Genomic DNA, 15,480 nt, shown 5'->3' on the forward strand with positions numbered 1-15,480 from the left:
TCGACTCAGTCCGATTCCGTCGCCGGCGGATCGTCGCCGCCGAAATCGTCGAGCAGGCCCTTGCTTTGCCGCTGCGCGACCGCGCGGCGGCGCTGCTCCTCGGCGGCCAGCTGAACGGCGGTGCGCGCCCAAACCACCCGCGCCCAGTTGTAGGTCAGCAGGATGATCGCGATCCAGCCGATGATCAGCCCGATACCCGGTCCCGGATGTCCGTGCGTGGCGGTCTGGCGCGACCACACGGCCAGCATGCCGGCCGGGCATGCGACCGCCGTGCCGGCCAGCGCGATCCAGGACAGCGTCCAGCGCCGGGTCAGCAGTGCCGCGATGGAGAAGCCCACACCGAACACCAGGGCCAGCCAGACGAACACCCGCGACGGCAGTGCCACGCCGTCGTTGATGGCCGTCTGGTCGCCGGTCAGCACATCGAGTCCGCGGGTGCCGCCCATGTGCGGCAGCACGAACGACAGTGCCACCACGAACACCAGCACGGCGACCACGACAGCTCGTGCACCGGGGTCGATCTCGGAGGCCACGCGGCGCTCGGCGGCCTCGATATCGTCCTTGTAGGCGTCGAAATTCTTGTCGCTCATCGCGAGCACCCCGCTTGTGCCGGCGCCTGCGCCGGCTCGCCGATACCGGGCATACCGAGGCCGACCCCGGTCACCGGGCGCTGTCCCGCGGCATGCGCGTCCCCGGCCCTGGTGCGGCGATGACTCAGGACGGCACCGTCGGCCACCAGGTGATGGGGCGCTGCCCGGGTGATCTCCGTCGTCACGATGTCACCCGGCCGGATCTGCGCCGCACCGGGGGCGAAGTGCACCAGGCGACCGTCGCGGGCCCGGCCGGACATTCGGGACGTGGCCGCATCCTTACGCCCTTCGCCGGCCGCGACCAGTAGTTCGACCGTGCTGCCGATCTGTGCCTTGTTCTCCTGCCAGGAGATGTCCTCCTGCAGCGCGATCAGGCGCTGATAGCGTTCCGTGACAACGGCTTTGGGCAGCTGATCGGGCAGTTCGGCGGCCGGCGTGCCGGGCCGCTTGGAGTACTGGAAGGTGTACGCGCCGGCGAATCGCGCCTGGCGCACCACATCCAGGGTCGCCTGGAAGTCCTCCTCGGTTTCGCCGGGGAAGCCGACGATGATGTCGGTGGTGATCGCCGCGTTCGGGATCGCCGAACGCACCCGGTCGATGATGCCGAGGTAGCGCTCGGCCCGGTAGGACCGGCGCATCGCCTTGAGCACCCGGTCCGAACCGGACTGCAACGGCATGTGCAGGGTCGGGCAGACATTCGGGGTGGTGGCCATGGCCTCGATCACGTCATCGGTGAATTCGGCCGGGTGCGGGGAGGTGAACCGGACCCGTTCCAGGCCCTCGATACGCCCGCACGCGCGCAGCAGATCGGCGAACGCGCCGCGGTTGCGCGGAACGTCTGGGTCGGCAAACGACACACCGTAGGCGTTGACGTTCTGCCCCAGCAGGGTGATCTCGAGCACTCCCTGGTCGACCAGCGTCTGCACTTCGGCCAGGATATCGCCGGGCCTGCGGTCGACCTCTTTGCCGCGCAACGACGGGACGATGCAGAACGTGCACGTGTTGTTGCACCCCACCGAGATGGAAACCCATGCCGCATAAGCGGATTCACGCGAGGCCGGCAGCGCCGAGGGGAATTCCTGCAGCACCTCCGCGATTTCCACCTGCGCCGCACGCTGATGCCTGGCCCGTTCCAGCAGCACCGGCAGTGACCCGATGTTGTGGGTGCCGAACACCACGTCGACCCACGGGGCCTTGGTGAGCACCGCGTCGCGGTCCTTCTGCGCCAGGCAGCCACCGACAGCGATCTGCATGTTGGGGTCGGCGCTGCGCCGGGGCGCGAGGTGGCTGAGGTTGCCGTAGAGCTTGTTGTCGGCGTTCTCGCGCACCGCGCACGTGTTGAACACCACGATGTCGGCGTCGGCGCCCTCCTCGGCCGCAACATAGCCGGCGGCGTCGAGCAGCCCGGCAAGCCGTTCGGAATCGTGCACGTTCATCTGACAGCCGTACGTGCGCACCTGGTAGGTGCGTGGGGTCGAATCAGCGCCTACGGACGCCTTGCCCTCGCGCGCCACCATGGAAGTCACGACAATCATGTTACGGGGGTGTCGATACGCCCCAAGCTGAGCGTTCCCTGGGTAGGGTCAGAACCCATGACCACCGCGACCTCGGTCCCGATGATCTCGATACAGGGGGTCGACAAACACTTCGGCTCCCTGCATGTCCTCAAGGACATCAACCTCGACGTGCCGCGCGGGCAGGTCGTGGTGATCCTCGGACCATCGGGTTCTGGCAAGTCGACGCTGTGCCGGACGATCAATCGGCTCGAACCCATCGACTCGGGCACCATTGCGATCGACGGCAGCGTACTCCCCGAGGAGGGACGCAAACTGGCGCAGCTGCGTTCCGACGTCGGCATGGTGTTCCAGTCGTTCAATCTGTTCGCGCACAAGACAATTCTGGAAAACGTCATGCTGGCGCCGGTCAAGGTGCGTAAGACCGACAAGGACAAGGCCCGCACCGAGGCGCAGGCGCTCCTGGAGCGAGTCGGGATCGCCAGCCAGGCCGACAAGTATCCGGCGCAGTTGTCCGGCGGCCAGCAGCAGCGCGTGGCCATCGCGCGGTCGCTGGCGATGCACCCCAAGGTGATGTTGTTCGACGAACCGACCAGTGCCCTCGATCCGGAGATGATCAAAGAGGTGCTGGCCGTGATGACCGACCTCGCCACCGAGGGGATGACCATGCTGGTGGTCACCCATGAGATGGGATTCGCCCGGCGGGCGTCGCAGCGCGTGGTGTTCATGGCCGACGGCGCGGTGGTCGAGGATGCCGAACCCGAGCAGTTCTTCACCAATCCGCAGTCGGACCGCGCCAAAGACTTCCTCGGCAAGATCCTGAACCACTGAATCAGTAAGGAGCGCTCATGTCATCGCGAATCCGGGTAGCCGCCGCCCTCTTGGTGGCCGCCGCCCTGCCGTTGTCGCTGGCCGCCTGCGGTGGCGGGGGCAACGACAGCAAGAAGGTGACCGTCGGCATCAAGTTCGACCAGCCCGGCCTGGGCCTGAAGAATCCGGACGGCACCTACAGCGGTTTCGACGTGGACGTCGCGACGTATGTCGCCGGCCAACTCGGATACAAGCCGGAGGACATCGAATTCAAGGAGTCCCCGTCGGGGCAGCGCGAGACGCTGATCCAGAACGATCAGGTCGATTACATCGTGGCCACCTATTCGATCACCGATGCCCGCAAGGAGAAGGTCGATTTCGCCGGGCCCTACCTGATCACCGGGCAGAGTCTGCTGGTCAAGGCCGACAACTCCGATATCACCGGCCCCGAGTCGCTGCAGAACAACAAGAAGCTCTGCTCGGTCAGCGGCTCCACCCCCGCGCAGCGCATCAAGGACAAGTACCCCGGCGTGCAGTTGCAGCAGTACGACACCTACTCGGCCTGCGTCGAGGCGCTCAAGACCGGTGCGATCGACGCGGTGACCACCGATGAGGTGATCCTGGCCGGCTACGCCGCCCAGAGCCCGGGCACCTTCAAGATCGTGGGCAAGCCATTCTCCGAGGAGCGCTACGGCATCGGCCTGAAGAAGGGCGATACCGAACTGCGCACCAAGATCAACGACGCCATCACCAAGATGGAAGCCGACGGCGCCTGGAAGGCGGCCTTCGACAAGAATCTCGGTCCGGCCGGTATCGCCACACCGACGCCGCCGACCGTCGACAAGTAGGCGGGCAGCCGGTGCTGCATTTCGGCGGGCGCGACTACAACATCCTCGGCGCGTTCGCGACGACGGTCGAACTGACCGCCTACGCCGCGGTCGGTGCCGTGATCCTGGGCACCCTGCTCGCGGCGATGCGGCTGTCGCCGGTGCCCATCATGCGCGCGATGGGCACCACCTATGTCAACGTGGTGCGCAACACCCCGCTGACGCTGATCCTGGTGTTCTGCTCATTGGGGCTGGCGAATACCCTGCACATCACCCTGACCGATCCGAAGTCGCCGACGTCGATCGTCGACAGCAACTTCCGGCTGGCGGTGCTCGGTTTGACGGTCTATACGGCGTCGTTCGTGTGTGAGGCGATCCGGTCCGGGGTGAACACCGTGCCCATCGGGCAGGCCGAAGCGGCCCGATCACTCGGTCTGACGTTCAGCCAGAATCTGCGGATCATCCTGCTGCCGCAGGCGTTTCGTGCGGTCATCATCCCGTTGGGCTCGGTGTTGATCGCGCTGACCAAGAACACCACCATCGCCTCGGCGATCGGCGTGGCCGAGGCCGCGCTGCTGATGAAGGAGATGATCGAGAACTCCTCGGCGCTGCTGGTCGTCGGTGGGATCTTCGCGGCCGGATTCGTGATCCTGACCTTGCCCATGGGGTTGCTCTTCGGCTGGCTCGGCAAACGCTGGGCGGTGCTGCGATGAGCGGGTCCGTTCTCTATGACGCCCCCGGCCCCCGGGCCCGGGTGCGGCACGCGATTCTCGCCGTGGCGACGGTGGCGGTGTTCGCCCTGATCTTCGGCTGGCTGATCTGGAAGTTCGCCGCCGCGGGACAGTTCACGGCGGCCAAGTGGGAGCCGTTCCTGACCGCAAACCTCTGGAAGAACTACGTGTTGGAGGGTGTGCAGGGCACCTTGACCGCTGCGGCGCTGTCCATCGTGCTGGCGCTGGCGCTCGGTTGTGTACTGGGCGTGGGCCGGTTATCCCCGGTGCCCGTGGTGAGCTGGGCGTGCGCGACGTTCGTGGAGTTCTTCCGCGCGGTGCCGGTGCTCATCATGATGCTGTTCGCGTATGCGTTGTTCGCGGCGTACGACGTGTTCCCCTCGAAACAGCTGGCACTGGCGGGCGTGGTCACCGGGCTGACGCTGTACAACAGTGCGGTGATCGCCGAGATCGTCCGGACCGGTGTGCACGCCCTTCCCCGCGGGCAGGGCGAAGCCGCCTCGGCCCTGGGTCTGACGTGGGGGCAGACCATGCGCTCGATTCTGTTGCCGCAGGCCATCACCTCGATGTTGCCGGTGCTGGTATCGCAGATGGTGGTGGTCCTCAAGGACACCGCGATCGGCTACCAGATCACCTTTGTCGAGATGGTCCGCCAGGGCACCAGCGTCGGGACGTCGTACGGCAACTTGATCCCGGCGCTGATGGTGATTGCAGCGCTGATGATCAGCCTCAACTTCGCCCTGTCGGCGCTGGCCACCCGCCTGGAAGCCCGCTTACGCCGGTCCAAGAAGGGGCCGGAACCGCTGGCCGCCCGACCGCTGGTACAGGACGGCTCCGCGGTCTAGACGACGGACGTCCGCTAGACGACCCGCCGGGCCCGCTCCTGCGCCAGCTGCGTCTTGACCACATCGAAAGCCATGGTCTGGTGGTAGCCGCGGCGGGCCAGCATGCCGACCAGCCGGCGGGTGACCTTGGCTTCGTCGTCGAGATTCTCCCGGCGCAGTCTGGCGGCCACCAGCTGCTCGGCCTGCACCCGCCACTCCCCCGCGTCGACACTGTCGAGCGTCTCGGCGATCACCTCGGCGTCCACTCCTTTGGTGCGAAGCTCAGCGGCCAACGCGCGCTTGCCTTTTCCGGAGTTGGCGCGCCGGGAGCGCACCCACTCCTGCGCGAAGGCGGTGTCGTCGATGAGCCCGACCTGGGTGAGCCGGTCCAGCACCCGGGCGCTGATATCGTCCGGGTAGCCCCGCTTGGTCAGCTGCGCTTCGAGTTCGGCCCGGGTGCGGGCTCGCACGGTGAGCAGACGCAGGCACACATCCCGCGCCTGCTCCTCGCGCTTGGGTCCCTCGGCCGGCCCGGTCTCAGAAGTCGACTGGGGCGGGCAGAACGTCATCACTGGTCACCACGGCACCGATGCCGAGCTTTTCCTTGATCTTCTTCTCGACCTCGTTGCCGACATCAGGATTCTCCAGCAGGAACTTCCGGGCGTTCTCTTTACCCTGCCCGAGCTGTTCGCCCTCATAGGTGAACCATGAGCCGGACTTGCGGATGAAGCCGTGCTCGACACCCATGTCGATGAGCGAGCCCTCCCGGCTGATGCCGTGCCCGTACAGAATGTCGAATTCAGCCTGCTTGAACGGCGGGGACACCTTGTTCTTGACGACCTTGACCCGGGTGCGGTTACCCACGGCGTCGGTGCCGTCCTTGAGCGTCTCGATCCGGCGGACGTCCAGACGCACGGAGGCGTAGAACTTGAGCGCTTTACCGCCGGTCGTGGTCTCGGGCGAACCGAACATCACGCCGATCTTCTCGCGCAGCTGGTTGATGAAGATCGCGGTGGTGTTCGAATTGTTCAGCGCACCAGTCATCTTCCGCAGCGCCTGGCTCATCAGGCGGGCCTGCAAGCCGACGTGGCTGTCGCCCATCTCGCCCTCGATCTCGGCGCGCGGCACCAGGGCGGCCACCGAGTCGATGACCAGGATGTCCAGCGCGCCGGAACGCACCAGCATGTCGGCGATCTCCAGGGCCTGCTCACCGGTGTCGGGCTGGGACACCAGCAGTGCGTCGGTGTCCACGCCGAGCTTCTGGGCGTATTCGGGGTCCAGCGCGTGCTCGGCGTCGATGAAGGCGGCGATACCGCCGGCGGCCTGGGCATTGGCCACCGCGTGCAGTGCGACGGTGGTCTTACCCGAGGATTCCGGGCCGTAGATCTCGACGACCCGGCCTCGCGGCAGGCCACCGATACCCAGCGCCACGTCCAGCGCGATCGACCCGGTGGGGATGACCGAGATGGGCTGACGCACCTCCTCACCGAGGCGCATCACCGAGCCCTTGCCGTAATTCTTCTCGATCTGGGCCATCGCCAGTTCGAGTGCCTTTTCGCGATCCGGTGCCTGTGGCGCCATGGTGATACCTCTCCGGTAGTCGTGCGGTTGACCGGTGTTCCGGTCGGTTGGGCGTGACACTAAGACAAACCACCGACAAGTCCGCTCAGTCGATTGCCCACCACATTAGCGAACAGGTGTTCGAAGGCAAGGTGACACGCCGCACCCGTGGCGGGAGGACCCGTGACCGCCCGGCGCGGACGGCTCCGTTGTGCCTGCGCCGATCTGGACCTATCGTGGATTGATCCAGCCCGAATCGGGGCACATGTGCACGAGTTGTCCATCACCCAGAGCGTCGTCGATGCGGTATGCGAGCATGCCGCGGGCCGCCGGGTGCACAGCGTCAGCGTCGAGGTCGGCGCACTGTGCGCGGTGGTACCCGATGCGATGCGGTTCTGTTTCGACCTGGCCGCCGCGGGGACCGTCGCCGACGGCGCACGGCTGGACCTGGACATCCCACCCGGCTTGGCCCACTGCCGAGGATGCGGCGCACGCTTCGCGGTGACCGACCCGATCCTGCTGTGCCGCTGCGGCAGCGCCGACGTCGAGGTACTCACCGGCCGAGAACTCAAGATCCTCTCGATGGAAGTGAGCTGAGATGTGCGCCACCTGTGGCTGCGGCGAGGACGCGGCGACCATCACCCTGCCCGGGCACCACTCGCACGACCATCCACATTCCCACGACCACCCACACAGCCACTCCCATACCGAGACCATTTCGCTGGAACAGAAGGTTCTCGCGAAGAACGACCACATCGCCCACCTGAATCGGGCCCGGCTGGCGGAGAGAAATATCCTGGCCCTCAACATCACCAGTTCACCGGGGGCCGGCAAGACCACCCTTCTCGAACGCACCATCAGCGGGCTGACCCCGCATCGCACCATCGCCGTCATCGAAGGCGATCAGGAAACCCTGCTCGATGCCGAACGCATCCGGGCCACCGGTGCGCGGGCCGTGCAGGTGAATACCGGGGCGGGCTGTCATCTCGATGCGCAGATGATCGAGAGTGCATTGAATACCCTTGCCCCTGAGCCGAATTCACTGCTGTTCATCGAGAACGTGGGCAATCTGGTCTGCCCGGCGCTGTTCGACCTGGGCGAGCGCGCGATGGTGGTCGTCATCTCGGTCACCGAAGGCGCGGACAAGCCGCTGAAGTATCCGCACATGTTCGCGGCGGCGGGATTGATCATCGTCAACAAGGTCGATCTGCACCCCTACGTGGACTTCGATCTCGACGCCTTCGGGCATGCGGTGCGCTCGGTGAACCCGACTGCGGACGTCCTGCTGCTGTCGGCGGCGACGGGCCAGGGCATGAGAGCCTGGTACGACTGGATCGACTCCGGCCCTGACGTTTTGGGCGAGCGGAGGTCCGGGTCCACCCGATCCATTGACAAGGCAAACCCCTCGGAGTAAACCGAGTAACAGCACCGCACAACGGGCCGTACGTCGACTCCTGCGGTGGCGGGGATCCAGCTCATCCCCGGGAAGATCGACGCAGGGGCCCAGCCCGTCCCGGAAAGAACTGCGCTATGCCCACTTCGGCAGCAGTCAAAGCAGAAGAGACGTTGATCCACGTGCTCTGGATCAACGCCGGCCTGAGTTGCGATGGCGATTCCGTGGCGTTGACTGCCGCCACCCAGCCCAGCATCGAGGAGATCGCGCTCGGCGCCCTTCCCGGCCTGCCCAAGATTGCCGTGCACTGGCCGCTGATCGACTTCGAATGCGGCCCGGCCGGCGGCGCCGACGACTTCCTCGAGTGGTTCTTCCGAGCCGACCGCGGCGAATTGGAGCCGTTCGTGCTGGTCGTCGAGGGATCGATACCCAACGAGCAGCTGCACGACGACGGCTACTGGTGCGGGTTCGGCAACGACCCCGCCACCGGACAACCGATGACGACCAGCGAATGGCTGGATCGGTTGACTCCCAAGGCAACCGCGGTGGTGGCCGTGGGTACCTGTGCGACCTACGGCGGCATCCATGCGATGGCCGGAAACCCGACCGGCGCGATGGGTGTGCCCGACTACCTCGGCTGGGACTGGAAGAGCAAGGCGGGTATCCCCATCGTCTGCGTCCCGGGCTGCCCGATCCATCCCGACAACCTGTCCGAGACGCTCACGTACCTGTTGTACATGGCGACCGACCAAGCACCGATGATCCCGCTGGACGAGGCGTTGCGGCCGACGTGGCTGTTCGGGGCGACTGTGCACGAGGGTTGTGATCGGGCCGGATACTACGAACAGGGCGATTTCGCCCGTGAGTACGGTTCACCCAAATGCATTGTCAAACTTGGCTGTTGGGGTCCGGTCGTGAAATGCAACGTGCCGAAACGGGGCTGGATCAACGGGATCGGTGGCTGCCCGAATGTGGGCGGTATCTGTATCGGCTGCACCATGCCGGGGTTCCCGGACAAGTTCATGCCCTTCATGGACGAGCCGCCGGGCGGCAAGGTGTCCACCGCGGCGTCGGGCCTGTACGGCTCCGTCATCCGCAGCCTGCGGCACATCACCGGACACACCGTGGACCAGGAACCACGCTGGCGGCACCGGGGCACCACGCTCGAATCGGGTGCCACCCGCACCTGGTGACTGCGGACGGCTGCGGCTCGGCATCCGTCACTGCGAAGAGGTTCATCGAGGGAGCGAAGTCCATGACAACGATCATTCCGGAGCCCTCAGAGGTGAAGCGCGAGCCTGGCCAGCTGGTGGAGATGGCCTGGGATCCGATCACCCGGATCGTCGGCAGCCTCGGCATCTACACCAAGATCGACTTCGAGAACCGCGAGGTGGTGGAATGCCACAGCACGTCGTCGATCTTCCGCGGCTACTCGATCTTCATGAAGGGCAAAGATCCGCGCGACGCGCACTTCATCACCAGCCGCATCTGCGGGATCTGCGGTGACAACCACGCCACCTGCTCCTGCTATGCGCAGAACATGGCCTATGGCGTGAAACCGCCGCATCTGGGCGAGTGGATCGTCAATCTCGGCGAGGCCGCCGAGTACATGTTCGACCACAACATCTTTCAGGAGAACCTGGTCGGCGTCGACTACTGCGAGAAGATGGTCGCCGAGACCAATCCGAGTGTGCTGGCCAAGGCCGAGAACACCCTGGCGCCGCGCTCCGAGGCCCATGGGTACCGGACCATCGCCGACATCATGCGCTCGCTCAATCCGTTCACCGGCGAGTTCTACCGGGAGGCCCTGCAGGTCAGTCGCTGGACGCGGGAGATGTTCTGCCTGATGGAAGGCCGGCACGTGCATCCGTCCACGCTGTACCCCGGCGGCGTCGGCACCGTTGCCACCATCCAGCTGATGACCGACTACATGACCCGGCTGATGCGCTATGTCGAGTTCATGAAGAAAGTCGTCCCCATGCACGACGACCTGTTCGACTTCTTCTACGAAGCGCTACCCGGCTACGAACGGGTCGGGCTGCGCCGCACGCTGCTCGGCTGCTGGGGCTCCTTCCAGGATCCCGAGGTGTGCAACTTCGCGTACAAGGACATGGAGCGCTGGGGCGACGCGATGTTCGTGACCCCCGGTGTGGTGGTGGACGGCAAGCTGGTCACGCACTCGCTGGTGGACATCAATCTCGGGATCCGGATCCTGTTGGGCAGTTCGTACTACGACGACTGGACCGACCAGGAGACCTTCGTACGCAACGATCCCCTGGGTAATCCGGTGGACCGGCGGCACCCGTGGAACCAGCACACCAACCCGCACCCGCAGAAGCGGGATATGGACGACAAGTACAGCTGGGTGATGTCACCGCGCTGGTTCGACGGCAAAGACCACCTCGCACTGGACACCGGCGGTGGTCCACTGGCCCGGCTCTGGTCCACCGCACTGGCCGGGCTCGTCGATATCGGCTATGTGAAGTCGACCGGGCGCAGCGTGCAGATCAACCTGCCCAAGACCATCCTGAAGGGGCCGGTCGAGCTGGAGTGGAAGATCCCCGTACACGGCAGCAACACCATCGAACGCAACCGTGCCCGCACCTACTTCCAGGCCTATGCGGCGGCGTGCGCACTGCATTTCGCGGAGAAGGCACTCGTCGAGATCCGCGCCGGCCGCACCAAGACCTGGGAGCGCTTCGACGTTCCCGACGAGGCGATCGGCTGTGGGTTCACCGAGGCCGTCCGGGGTGTGCTGAGCCACCACATGGTGATCCGGGACGGCAAGATCGCCAACTACCACCCGTACCCGCCGACCCCATGGAACGCCAACCCCCGGGACAGTTACGGCACCCCGGGGCCCTACGAGGATGCGGTGCAGGGACAACCGATCTTCGAGGAGAACGACCGGGAGAATTTCAAGGGCATCGACATCATGCGCACGGTCCGGAGTTTCGATCCCTGCCTGCCCTGCGGGGTGCACATGTATCTGGGTGACGGGAAGACGCTGGACAAGCTGCACTCGCCCACCCAGTCCGTCACCGGGGAATAGCCTATGGGCCCGCCTGGATTGTCAGCGCCCGAGGAAACCCAGGACGACGCCTATTGGCGCACAGCGGGCGATCGGATACAGACCCTGCTCGACGCCAGCGCGACGGGCGGTCCCCTGGCGCGCGAACGCGCCGAGCAGCTGGCAGGTGAGATCACCGACCTGTACGGGGCTGCGCTGCAACGGATCATGCGGCTGACCGGCGCCGCGCATTCCGCACTCACCGAAGAATTCGCCGCCGACGATCTGATCGCCAGCCTGCTGCTGGTCCATGGTCTTCATCCCCACGATATGACTCGGCGCATCGAGGACGCCCTCGACAAGGTCCGGCCCTACCTCGGCTCGCACGGCGGCGATGTCACCCTGCTCGGCGTCACCGACACACCCGGCGGCGCCGTGGTCCGCTTACAGTTCGCGGGCAGTTGCAAGAGCTGCCCATCCTCGGCGGTGACGCTGGAGCTCGCCGTCGAGGACGCCATCCATGCCGCGGCTCCGGAGGTCACGGCGATCGAGATGGCGCCCGCCGATGGCGCAGCGACCACCGGTGTCATCCCGGCGCAATCGCTGCTGAGCCGGGTCCACCGCAGTGCGCGCACCCAGGCCGTCTGGTATCCCGTGCCGGAACTCGCCGACCTCGGCGACGGCGAGGTGGGTGGATTCCGGGTGTCCGACGCCACGGTGCTGGCCTGTCGGGTCCGCGACGAGGTGTTCGCCTACCGGGACCGGTGCGCGAACTGCGGCGGTTCCCTGGCCGGTGCGGCACTGCACCGCCGGATGGCGTCCACCGACCCGGTGTTGCGCTGTCCGCGTTGCCACGCGCATTTCGACGTCGTCCGTGCCGGGGCGTGTATCGACGGGACCGACAGCGCCACCATTCATCTCGAACCGATGCCGGTACTGGTGCGCGACGGCGTGCTGTCCATCGCCGCGGGTGTCTCATGACCGGCGCCTACGATGTGCTGGCGCGGATCCGGTCCAACCGTGCCGAGCCCGTCCCGGCGGGTGAACGCTGCGAGATGTGCTCCGAGCAGATCACCGGCGAACACCAGCACGTGGTCAATATCGAAGGCCGGCAACTGATGTGCGTCTGCCGGGGCTGCTATCTGCTGTTCACCGACACCACCGCGGCGCTGCGCTACCGCGCGGTGCCGGACCGGTATCTGGCCTTCCCCGACTTCGCGCTCGGACGCCGCGAGTGGGAACTGCTCCAGATCCCGGTGGGATTGGCGTTCTTCTTCGACAATTCCGCGCTGGAGCGCACGGTGGCGTTCTATCCGGGCCCGGCGGGAGCGACCGAGTCCGAGCTGGACCTGACGATCTGGGATCAGATCCGCACCGCGGACCCGCGGGTCGACCTGCTTGCCGAGGACACCGAGGCGCTCATCCTGCGGGTACCCGACGAATCCGTGATGCCGCTGGAGAGCTATCTGGTGCCCATCGATGCCTGCTACGAGTTCGTGGGCCGGCTGCGCATGCTGTGGCACGGCTTCGACGGCGGCCAACAGGTACGCCGGTTCGTCGACGAGTTCTTCGCTCACGTCGCCGCACGCAGCAAGGTGGTCCTGCGGTGAGCGATGTGACGTTCGCGGTGCTGGCGGTGGCTCCCGAGCCGTACGCGGTGACCCCGTTGCTCACCGCGCGAATCGGGATCGCCGCCGGCGGTGATGAACCCGTGCACGCCATCGCGCTGCGCTGTCAGGTGCGTATCGAACCGCTGCGCCGTGGCTATACCGACGACGAGGCGGCCGGCCTGCTCGACCTGTTCGGCACCCGAGACCGGTGGAGTTCCACCCAACACAGCTTCCTGTGGCAACACACCACCGCGATGGTGCCGGGGTTCTCCGGCACCACGCAGATCGAACTCCCCCTGGTGTGCACCTACGATCTTGAGGTCACCGCGGCCAAGTACCTCCATGCCCTGCGGGACGACGTCATCCCTTTGCAATTCCTGTTCAGCGGCACGGTATTCACCAAGGGCCACCACAACTTCGCCGTCCAACAGATCCCGTGGGACCGCGAGGACCACTACGATATGCCGGTCTCGGTGTGGCGTGAGCTCATCGATCTGCACTTCCCGAACACCGGCTGGGTGCGGTTGGACCATGACACCATCAAGGCACTGGTCACCTACAAATCCGCGCACGGCATGCTGGGACTGGACGCCGCCATCACCGCGCTGCTGGAGACCGCCGTGCAGGACGCCCGATGAGCACCGCGGCAGATCGGGTCAGAACCGTCGCCGATGCAGTGCTCTACGAGGGCTACCTGCTCTACCCCTACCGGGCGACCTCGGGTAAGAACCAGTCCCGCTGGCAGTTCGGCGTGCTCGGCCCGGCGCGGGCGGCCGAACGGAGCATCGGCGAGGACGACACGTTGTCGGCCCAGTTGCTCCTGGCACCCGGACCCGATGTCGCGCTCACGGTCACCGTGCGGTTCCTGCAGTTGCAGCACCGTGCGGTGCAACGTCGAGCCGGCGACGGATTCGAACCCGTCGCCGAACTCACCGCGGCCGCTCGATCGTGGCTGACCTGGGATGAAGCGGTCGAATGCGAACGGTCGTTCGGGCCGTTGGACCGATCCGCACTGGCCGTCCCGCAGACCCTCCCGGTGGTCGTCCCCGCCGGCTGTGACACCGAACAGATCGACGGCGGCCGGTTGGTGCGCACCCGCACGGAGCTGCACGCAGAGCTGACCGTGCGTACCGAAACCGATGGCGGGCTGCAACGAATCAGTCTGTCCCTGCGCAATATCGGGCCGCCACCGGCGGACAAGGACACCGCGATCGCGGCCTCGTTGATCGGTACGCACCTCATCGCCCGGGTGAGCGGCGGCGATTTCGTGTCACTGCTGGAGCCGCCGGCATCGGCTGTCGACGCAGCCGGCCGCTGCCGGCAGTACCGGTGTTTTCCCGTGCTGGCGGGCCCGCCCGGCGACACCTCCGTGATGCTGGTCTCGCCGATCATCCTCTACGACCACCCCGAGATCGCCGAACAGAGCGAAGGAGCACTCTACGACTCGACCGAGATCGACGAGATCCTGACGCTGCGGGTGATGACGATGACCGATGACGAGAAGGCACAGGCCCGGGCCACCGATCCGCTGGCCGCGCAGATCATCGACCGCTGCGACGCGATGTCACCGGAGGCGCTGCTCAACCTGCACGGCGTACTGCGCGATCCGCGCGGTGCCGGCGCGGCACCAGCGCTCATACCGGAGATCCCGGACGGCGTCGACTGGTGGGATCCGCTGGCGGACAACGCCGTCGACCCCGAGATCGATGCAGTCCTGGTCGGCGGGGTGCGGGTGAGCCGCGACAGCCGAGTCCGGCTGCGGCCCGCACGGCGGGCCGACGCACAGGACATCTTCTTCGCCGGCAAGATCGCGCGGGTCACCTCCGTGCACGAGACCGTCGACGGTGACCGGCAGATCGGCGTCGTCATCGAGGATGACCCGGGCGCCGACCTGCACGACTGGTACGGCCGCCATCTCTACTTCGCACCCGATGAGGTCGAACCACTGAATGTCGAACCGCCGAGTGTCGAACCGATGATCGAAGGGAAACCGAAATGGAAGTAGTGGGTTGGGTGGCCGTGACGGTCGCCGTGGTGGTGGTGGTGGCCGGAGTCGTCCTCGGATTGCGCTCCATCCCGGATGCGCGGCGCTACCTGCGCATGCGCCGGATGTGACGGAGGCGGCGATCACGCCACGAATTCTGGTAGCCGGGATCGGCAACATCTTCCTCGGAGACGACGGGTTCGGCCCCGAGGTACTGCGCCAGGCCCACCCGGCGCAACCGGGCGTGCGCCTGGTCGACTACGGCATCCGAGGTATGCACCTGGCCTACGACCTGCTCGATGAATGGGACGCGCTGGTGCTCGTCGACGCCCTGCCCTGCCGGGGCGAACCGGGCACCGTGCACATCTTCGAGGCCGATCACGAATCACGTTTGACCACCACCGGTCTGGACGCGCACGCGATGGATCCCGCCGCGGTGTTCGCCAGCCTGGAAGCACTCGGTGGAACGCCACCGCACACCGTCGTCATCGGCTGCGAAGCCGACAGCGTCGAGGACGGCATCGGCCTGTCCGGCCCGGTGGCGGCCGCCATCCCGGGTGCGGTCGGTGCCGTCGACCGTGTCATCGCAGACCTGCTGGCCCGCATCCCGGCGCGGGAGGGCTGAAT

General features: G+C 66.4%; 18 protein-coding genes. 14 read left to right on the forward strand and 4 right to left on the reverse strand.

Features of this window, described 5'->3' with window-relative positions:
• Positions 1-5: 5 nt before the first annotated feature.
• Positions 6-590: an Rv2732c family membrane protein gene (locus QN239_RS20825; protein ID WP_499013146.1), complete on the reverse strand. Its 585-nt coding sequence runs from the start codon at positions 588-590 to the stop codon at positions 6-8.
• The gene (miaB, locus tag QN239_RS20830) at positions 587-2,107 is read right to left on the reverse strand and encodes a tRNA (N6-isopentenyl adenosine(37)-C2)-methylthiotransferase MiaB (RefSeq protein WP_499016891.1); all 1,521 of its coding nucleotides are present in this window, start codon (positions 2,105-2,107) and stop codon (positions 587-589) included. Before miaB ends, QN239_RS20825 begins: the two co-directional genes overlap by 4 nt.
• A 99-nt stretch (positions 2,108-2,206) precedes the next feature.
• Between miaB and QN239_RS20835 the strand changes: the two genes are divergently transcribed.
• The 4 genes from QN239_RS20835 to QN239_RS20850 are packed head-to-tail and all read left to right on the forward strand — an operon-like array spanning position 2,207 to position 5,317.
• Positions 2,207-2,935: an amino acid ABC transporter ATP-binding protein gene (locus QN239_RS20835; protein WP_499016893.1), complete on the forward strand. Its 729-nt coding sequence runs from the start codon at positions 2,207-2,209 to the stop codon at positions 2,933-2,935.
• 17 nt (positions 2,936-2,952) lie between these two features.
• On the forward strand, positions 2,953-3,762 hold the full coding sequence (locus QN239_RS20840; RefSeq protein WP_187099052.1) for a glutamate ABC transporter substrate-binding protein: 810 nt from the start codon (positions 2,953-2,955) through the stop codon (positions 3,760-3,762).
• A gap of 11 nt (positions 3,763-3,773) precedes the next feature.
• On the forward strand, positions 3,774-4,454 hold the full coding sequence (locus QN239_RS20845; RefSeq protein ID WP_090356545.1) for an amino acid ABC transporter permease: 681 nt from the start codon (positions 3,774-3,776) through the stop codon (positions 4,452-4,454).
• The gene (locus QN239_RS20850; RefSeq protein WP_090356546.1) at positions 4,451-5,317 is read left to right on the forward strand and encodes an amino acid ABC transporter permease; all 867 of its coding nucleotides are present in this window, start codon (positions 4,451-4,453) and stop codon (positions 5,315-5,317) included. The genes QN239_RS20845 and QN239_RS20850 overlap by 4 nt, the downstream gene beginning before the upstream one ends.
• 14 nt (positions 5,318-5,331) lie before the next feature.
• Here QN239_RS20850 and recX read toward each other — a convergent pair whose 3' ends face one another.
• On the reverse strand, positions 5,332-5,865 hold the full coding sequence (gene recX, locus QN239_RS20855) for a recombination regulator RecX (RefSeq protein WP_090356548.1): 534 nt from the start codon (positions 5,863-5,865) through the stop codon (positions 5,332-5,334).
• Complete coding sequence (gene recA, locus QN239_RS20860) at positions 5,834-6,877, reverse strand: recombinase RecA (protein ID WP_090357238.1); 1,044 nt, start codon at positions 6,875-6,877, stop codon at positions 5,834-5,836. Before recA ends, recX begins: the two co-directional genes overlap by 32 nt.
• Before the next feature lie 246 nt (positions 6,878-7,123).
• Here recA and QN239_RS20865 point away from each other — a divergent pair, with 246 nt between their 5' ends.
• From QN239_RS20865 to QN239_RS20910, 10 genes are all read left to right on the forward strand, one after another.
• Complete coding sequence (locus tag QN239_RS20865; protein ID WP_499016894.1) at positions 7,124-7,453, forward strand: hydrogenase maturation nickel metallochaperone HypA/HybF; 330 nt, start codon at positions 7,124-7,126, stop codon at positions 7,451-7,453.
• Position 7,454: 1 nt separating this feature from the next.
• Positions 7,455-8,270 (forward strand): hydrogenase nickel incorporation protein HypB, encoded by an 816-nt coding sequence (hypB, locus tag QN239_RS20870; protein ID WP_499013148.1) that lies wholly within the window; start codon positions 7,455-7,457, stop codon positions 8,268-8,270.
• 116 nt (positions 8,271-8,386) lie between these two features.
• On the forward strand, positions 8,387-9,442 hold the full coding sequence (locus QN239_RS20875) for an NADH-quinone oxidoreductase subunit B family protein (protein WP_499013150.1): 1,056 nt from the start codon (positions 8,387-8,389) through the stop codon (positions 9,440-9,442).
• Positions 9,443-9,504: 62 nt separating this feature from the next.
• Entirely contained in the window at positions 9,505-11,301 is a 1,797-nt protein-coding gene (locus tag QN239_RS20880) for a nickel-dependent hydrogenase large subunit (RefSeq protein ID WP_499013151.1), read from the forward strand.
• Positions 11,302-11,304: 3 nt separating this feature from the next.
• Entirely contained in the window at positions 11,305-12,240 is a 936-nt protein-coding gene (locus QN239_RS20885) for a NifU family protein (RefSeq protein ID WP_499013153.1), read from the forward strand.
• Positions 12,237-12,869 (forward strand): DUF5947 family protein, encoded by a 633-nt coding sequence (locus QN239_RS20890; RefSeq protein WP_499013154.1) that lies wholly within the window; start codon positions 12,237-12,239, stop codon positions 12,867-12,869. The genes QN239_RS20885 and QN239_RS20890 overlap by 4 nt, the downstream gene beginning before the upstream one ends.
• Positions 12,866-13,507, forward strand: a complete 642-nt coding sequence (locus QN239_RS20895; RefSeq protein WP_499013156.1) for a DUF6084 family protein — start codon at positions 12,866-12,868, stop codon at positions 13,505-13,507. Before QN239_RS20890 ends, QN239_RS20895 begins: the two co-directional genes overlap by 4 nt.
• The gene (locus QN239_RS20900; RefSeq protein ID WP_499013158.1) at positions 13,504-14,874 is read left to right on the forward strand and encodes a hypothetical protein; all 1,371 of its coding nucleotides are present in this window, start codon (positions 13,504-13,506) and stop codon (positions 14,872-14,874) included. The genes QN239_RS20895 and QN239_RS20900 overlap by 4 nt, the downstream gene beginning before the upstream one ends.
• Entirely contained in the window at positions 14,865-14,984 is a 120-nt protein-coding gene (locus tag QN239_RS20905) for a DUF6893 family small protein (RefSeq protein WP_409371242.1), read from the forward strand. Before QN239_RS20900 ends, QN239_RS20905 begins: the two co-directional genes overlap by 10 nt.
• A gap of 11 nt (positions 14,985-14,995) precedes the next feature.
• The gene (locus tag QN239_RS20910) at positions 14,996-15,478 is read left to right on the forward strand and encodes a hydrogenase maturation protease (RefSeq protein ID WP_499016895.1); all 483 of its coding nucleotides are present in this window, start codon (positions 14,996-14,998) and stop codon (positions 15,476-15,478) included.
• Positions 15,479-15,480: the final 2 nt, after the last annotated feature.

It is taken from the genome of Mycolicibacterium sp. Y3, from assembly GCF_051188035.1.
Classification (GTDB): domain Bacteria; phylum Actinomycetota; class Actinomycetes; order Mycobacteriales; family Mycobacteriaceae; genus Mycobacterium; species Mycobacterium fluoranthenivorans.

Coding starts and splice junctions, on each gene's coding strand:
- QN239_RS20825 (WP_499013146.1), bottom strand. CDS start 590: ATGAGCGACAAGAATTTCGACGCCTACAAGGACGATATCGAGGCCGCC.
- miaB (WP_499016891.1), bottom strand. CDS start 2,107: ATGGTGGCGCGCGAGGGCAAGGCGTCCGTAGGCGCTGATTCGACCCCA.
- QN239_RS20835 (WP_499016893.1), top strand. CDS start 2,207: ATGATCTCGATACAGGGGGTCGACAAACACTTCGGCTCCCTGCATGTC.
- QN239_RS20840 (WP_187099052.1), top strand. CDS start 2,953: ATGTCATCGCGAATCCGGGTAGCCGCCGCCCTCTTGGTGGCCGCCGCC.
- QN239_RS20850 (WP_090356546.1), top strand. CDS start 4,451: ATGAGCGGGTCCGTTCTCTATGACGCCCCCGGCCCCCGGGCCCGGGTG.
- recX (WP_090356548.1), bottom strand. CDS start 5,865: ATGACGTTCTGCCCGCCCCAGTCGACTTCTGAGACCGGGCCGGCCGAG.
- recA (WP_090357238.1), bottom strand. CDS start 6,877: ATGGCGCCACAGGCACCGGATCGCGAAAAGGCACTCGAACTGGCGATG.
- hypB (WP_499013148.1), top strand. CDS start 7,455: ATGTGCGCCACCTGTGGCTGCGGCGAGGACGCGGCGACCATCACCCTG.
- QN239_RS20875 (WP_499013150.1), top strand. CDS start 8,387: ATGCCCACTTCGGCAGCAGTCAAAGCAGAAGAGACGTTGATCCACGTG.
- QN239_RS20880 (WP_499013151.1), top strand. CDS start 9,505: ATGACAACGATCATTCCGGAGCCCTCAGAGGTGAAGCGCGAGCCTGGC.
- QN239_RS20885 (WP_499013153.1), top strand. CDS start 11,305: ATGGGCCCGCCTGGATTGTCAGCGCCCGAGGAAACCCAGGACGACGCC.
- QN239_RS20890 (WP_499013154.1), top strand. CDS start 12,237: ATGACCGGCGCCTACGATGTGCTGGCGCGGATCCGGTCCAACCGTGCC.
- QN239_RS20900 (WP_499013158.1), top strand. CDS start 13,504: ATGAGCACCGCGGCAGATCGGGTCAGAACCGTCGCCGATGCAGTGCTC.
- QN239_RS20905 (WP_409371242.1), top strand. CDS start 14,865: ATGGAAGTAGTGGGTTGGGTGGCCGTGACGGTCGCCGTGGTGGTGGTG.